Annotated in this window: 2 protein-coding genes; both read right to left on the reverse strand. The window is 65.6% G+C overall.

Annotation, left to right across the window (positions count from 1 at the left end; all coding sequences use genetic code 11):
* Positions 1-510: molybdopterin-dependent oxidoreductase (locus tag L981_RS32775; protein WP_043627038.1), on the reverse strand; the 510-nt coding region annotated here is incomplete at its 3' end.
* Positions 511-821: 311 nt separating this feature from the next.
* A partial coding sequence (locus L981_RS33535) for an autotransporter domain-containing protein (RefSeq protein ID WP_052202148.1) occupies positions 822-5,575 on the reverse strand: 4,754 nt, incomplete at its 5' end.

Raw genomic sequence — 5,575 nt, forward strand, 5'->3', positions numbered from 1 at the left:
CATCGGCCCGCCATGGGTACGGCCGATCGGCTGGTCCTCCCAGTCGGTCGCAAGGATCGCGTCTTCGGAGGCGAAGTCCGCAAGCGGCATGTTCGTGGTGTAGCCGTCATAGCTCGTCAGCATGACGTGGCTCGCCTCGGGTTTCGGCATCACCTGGTCGAGCAGATCGCGTGTGGCCACGCCCTGCCAGCGGTTGTCGTAGCGCGACCAGGTCGTCACGCAATGCATGTCGGAGAGCCGGTCGCTTTGCGGCAAGGCCTTGAACGCGGCCCAATCGAGCGACAATGGATGCTCGATGTGCCCGGTGATATCGAGCCGCCAGCTTTCCGTCCGGATCATCGGCTGCTGGCCGAGGTCGAGCACCGGCCAGTCCTTGACCAGATGTTGCCCAGGCGGAAGGCGCTCGTCCTCGGGGCGCACGATCCGCCCCGTCAGGAATTTGCCGTCGGCGGCCCAGCGCCGCTTCGTCGTCGTCAGCTTGGTTTCCGGCGGCTGCGTATCGTCAGTCATGATGGTCCACTCCCAGCCCGAATTCACACCCCAGGCGAGATAGAAAGCGCGGCGTCGCGGAACGTCAAGCGCGAACGCACGGGGTCGTTGGCTCGGCACCGTGCGTACTGCTCCCTTTGTGTGTCCTTCAGCAGCGGCAGATAGCGCTCGGCCTGCTCCACCGCGGCGACGTGGGGAGCGGTCGAAGCTTGGACGCGTTGGCCCCCGGCATGCCACGCGCATGGGCACGTCAATCCAGCCTTGAAACGCCAAACGGCCGCCGCAGGGTCCTCGGGATCCCGGCGGCGGCCGTTTGGCACGACTGCGTTCAATCAGAACTTGACGCTCAGATTTGCCTTGACGCTCTGGTCGCTGACGCCGCCGCCAAATTGGCCTGTGTAGGTCAAGCCGAGGGTCGCCTCCGGCGCGACGGCGAAATCAAGGCCGGCTTCGATCACCGCAGAATTCTCGGCGATCGGGACACCGGCGATGGCAAATGTGCTCGCTGTCGAGAAGCCGTTCGACGACAGCGGCAAGGTGTCGCCGAAGGCATGTCTCCAGCCAACGGTGCCGCGGGCCGTCGCCAGCACGCCGCCAAGGTCGAAGCTGGACGCTGCGCGCAGGCCAAGGGTCGTGAACGTCGTGTCCTGCGAGGCGTCCTTGCCGATGAGAGCGGCAGCGCCACCCCGCTCGACAAAGCCATCGCGATTGAGATGCACATAGGCCAGGTTGGCAAACGGCTCCAGATCGACCGACCCGGCCTTGAAGGCATAGGCGAACTCGCCAAAGACCTGGCCTGTCCCAGCGCTGTAGTCGGCAGAAAGGCTGTCCGTGAAGCCCGGGAACGAAACGGTGCGGCTCGTCTCGATGTCGTGCCAGCTAAAGGCGGCGCCGGTTCGGAGCGACGCATCGCCCCAACGTCCACCGGCATAGATCCCGAGATGATAGTTGTCGGAGGTTGCCGACGAGAACCGCGCGTCGATGTCCATCGAGGACCGCGAGTAGCCGGCAAGCGCGCCGACGGTCCATTCGTCCACCTGCGTATCGGCACCGACGAAGAAGCCACCGATGGAGCGATCCGCCTTGGCGGTATTGCCGTCACCATCGATTCGTCCCCAGGAACCGAAGCCCTGGCTCCAGAGCGCAAGTTCACCGCTGTCGATCGCGCCGGTGATCTCGCTCGATTGCTTCGCCGCCACCGTGCCGAGCACGGTGCGCAGGCGATCGTTCGCGGCATCGCGCAGGAACCGGCTGTCCTCGATCAGGATCGACTGGAACGAGCTGTGCACTTCGCCCGAAAGCAGATCGAAGGCCCTGCGCGCCGCTTCTGGCGTTGCGGCAAAGGCGACCGCGTTGAAGATGGGATTGCCCATGCCCAGACGGTCGATCCCGCCACTGGTGGCGATCTGGTTGCGGGTCTGGGCGACGCTGGCAAAGCTGAGATCGTTGCGGGTCAGCTGGAGCGACAGGTCGTTGCCGTCGCCGCCGCTGTAATCGACGGTCGGATCGAGGAACACCAAATTGTCGACGATCGACGCAAACGTACCGGTGATCGCCCCGGAACTCGTCTTGTCGATCAGGATGAACGGGCCGTTGACCGGGTTCCAGCTCGACGCCGTGTTGGGGGAGAGCAGGAGATCAAGGGTCGCGCCGGAGATATCGACGTTGCCCGATACGATCAGCTTGTCGGTGGCTGTGGGCGTGCCCTCGATCTGCAGCACGCCGTTGTTGGTGTAATTCCCGGCGATCGTCTGCGTTCCGATCGAATTGCCCGGAGCATGAACGCCGCCCGTCTGGATGGTCGTGTTGCCAAGCGTGCCGGTGCCGCCGAGACGCGCTCCGCGCTGGATGGTGGTCAAGCTGGAATGCGCCAGAGAGCCGTTGACGATCAGGTCGCCCGACGCAATGTTGGTCGCACCGGTAAAGGTATTGATACCCGTCAAGGTCAGCTTGCCCGTGCCCGCCTGGGTCAACGTGCCGCTGCCAGAGACCGCCCCGGCATAGGTCACGTCGTTCGAACGATTGTAGATCAGCGCGCCATCGTTGGTGATCGAACCAACGAATTTGCCGCTGCCGCCGATCCAGCCGGTCGTGCCACCATTGCCGAGCTGCAATGTGCTGCCCGTGCCGATCGTCACCGCACCGGATGTGCTGTTGTTGGCGGTGAGCGTCAGCGTGCCCGTACCGATCTGCGAGAACGAGCCGGGACCTGTGATCGAACCGCCGTAGGTCAAATTGCCCGCGCTGTTGAAGACGAGCGCACCGAAGTTGGTGACGTTGGATGCCAGGCTTCCGCCGGCACCGCCGTTGCCGATCTGCAGCGTGGCACCGGACGAGATGCCCGCGCCGCCGGTAAAGCTGTTGGCACCGCTCAGGACCTGGGTGCCGGCACCGACCGAGATGCCGCCTGCGCCGGTGATCGCACCCGAGAACGTGCCCGTGGCGTTGTTGATGATGAGCGTCTTGCTACCGAGCACAACCTGCCCGCTGCCGGCAAGCGACTTGACCTGGGCCGAGGCCGCCGCCGAGACGTCGAAGGTGCCATCGGCCGTCAAACCGCTCGAGGCATTGATGCGGCCCTGACCCGAAAGCGCGAGCGTGCCGCCTGCCGCAATCGACGTCGCACCCGTATAGGTGTTCACGCCCGTCAGCGTCAGCGTGCCGTTGCCGACCTTGTTGAGCCCTGTCCCGGTCGCACCGTTCTGCAGCACCGAGCCGATCGTGGTGGCAACGCCGTTGCCGACATTGATCGTCGCCGCCGTGCCGCTCGCCGGGTTGAAGGCCAGCACGCCGCCATTGATGGTGTAGCCGCTGCCGTCGGTCGTGGCAGAAAACTGCAGCGTGTCGAAGCCCTGCGTGCCGACGACGTTGACGGTGCCGCCGGTCGCGCCGGCAAAGACGCCGACCGATCCGCCGAAGCTGCCGTTGATGTTGGCGCGCCCCGGTGCACCGGTCCAGTTGGTGCCACCGGATGTCCAGGTGCCGGTGCCGCCGTTGACGGTGCCGTTGCCCGTTGTGTCCGCGCCGTCCCAGAAGTGCATCGTCTGGCCGGCGCCGAGCACCGACAGATTGACCTGCTTGGCAATCCCCGTCTGGACCTGATGGCTGGCAACGGTGAAGCTCGGCGCCGTCGATGTCGCAGTCGTCGTCGCAAAGCTGCCCGACAGCGTGCCGTCATACTCGAACAGCCGGTAGTAGCCGGCCGACGCGACTTGCGCGTCCAGCGCGCCGCCGAGCGTCAGGTTGCCGCCGACCTTCACCAGATCGTTGCCGGCCGCACTGCCGACGAGGCCGGGCGTATTCAGCTCGAAAACCGAATTAGAGCCGGCATTGAGCGTCAGATCGCCACCGATCGTTATCGTGCCCGGGCTGTTTCCCGCCGAGAGCGTGCCATCGACCGTGACGTTGCCGCCGATCCTGCCCGATCCGCCGAGTGTGCCGGCCGAGCCGACATGAACGTTGCCACCAAGCTGGCCGTTGACATAGGTCGTGCCGGACGTCACCGACGTTGCACCGGAGAACAACGAGCTGTCGCCCGTCAGCGTCAGCTTGCCGGTTCCCGCCTGCGAAATCGTGCCGTTGCCCGAGACCTTGCCGGCATAGCTGACATTGTTCGAGCGGTTGTAGATCAGCGCGCCATTGTTGGTGATCGAGCCGACGAAGTTGCCGGTGCCGCCGATCCAGCCTGTGGTACCGCCATTGCCGAGCTGCAGCGTGCTGCCCGTACCGATCGTCACCGCTCCGCGCGTGCTGCTGGTCGTCGTCAGCGTCAGCGTGCCGCTGCCGATCTGCGAGAACGTCCCGTTGCCGGTGATCTCGCCGCCATAGGTCACGTTATCGGAACGGTTGAAGATCACCGCACCGCCGTTGGTAATGTTCGACACGAGCGAGCCCCCCGTGCCGCCATCACCGATCCGCAGCGTTGCGCCGGTATTCGTCCCTGCACCACCGGTAAACGTGTTGGTACCGGTCAGGACTTGCGTACCGGCCATGACATTGATGCCACCGGTGCCGTTGATCGCGCCCGAAAAGGTACCCGTGGCGTTGTGGATCATCAGATATTGGCTTCCAAGCGTGACCTGTCCGCTGCCGGCGAGCGACTTGACCTGTGCAGAGGCGGCGGCGGAAACGTCGAAGGTGCCGTTGGCCGTCAATCCGCTGGAGGCATTGATGCGTCCCTGGCCCGACAATGCCAGTGTGCCGCCCGCGGCAATGCTCGTCGCGCCGGTATAGGTGTTCATGCCCGTCAGCGTCAGCGTGCCGCTGCCGGATTTGATGAGCGAGCCGTCACCAGTAATCGTATTGCTGATCCTACCGTTGCCGGTCTGGTCGATCGTCAGGCTGGCGGAATTGTTGATCGCGATGTTGCCGGAAAGACCTGGGCTCGCCGCAGAGAACCGGAACGTGTTAGCGCCACCATCAAAGGTCAAGGCGTTGGCGGTCCCGCCGTTACCGCCGATGATCGAGCCCGACGCGCCCAGGGTCACGTCCAGGTTCCGGCCGAAGATGCCGGCTCCGTGCACGACGCCGGTCCCGCCGCTTCCGGCCACGCCGCCCGTCACGCTGCCGCTGTTGATGATCACCGTCCCGCCGTTCAGAGCGCTGATGCCGTGACCGCCGTCACCATTGTGTTTTTCGAGAACGTGCCCGCCAGCGCCGGCGTTACCGCCGTTGCCGCCCGTCACGTTCGTGTTCACCGTCAATGTGCCGCCACCGACGAATGCCGCACCATCGCCGCCGTCACCGCCGCTGCCCCCGATTCCGATGCCTGATATTGTCCCACCGGCACCGCCGTGTCCGCCCCGTCCGCCGGACACTGCCGGTCCGGAGATGCTGTCTGTTCCACCGGAGGCAACAATACGGCCGTAACCGCCGGCGCCGCCGCCACCGCCGTCCCCGTTCGGAGACGTGCCACCATCGCCACCGCGGCCAGCGACATTGCCGACGCTGCCGTGCGCACCGCCGCCGCCACCCGCACCGCCGCCAAAGTCGCTGCCGTTGCCGATGCCGCTTCCGCCGGTTCCTCCGTTCGGGCTGCCGCTGGTGCCGCCGGCACCACCAGTGCCGCCAACCCCGGCGCCGCTCT

It is taken from the genome of Ensifer sp. ZNC0028 (genome assembly GCF_000799055.1).
Classification (GTDB): Bacteria; Pseudomonadota; Alphaproteobacteria; order Rhizobiales; family Rhizobiaceae; genus Ensifer.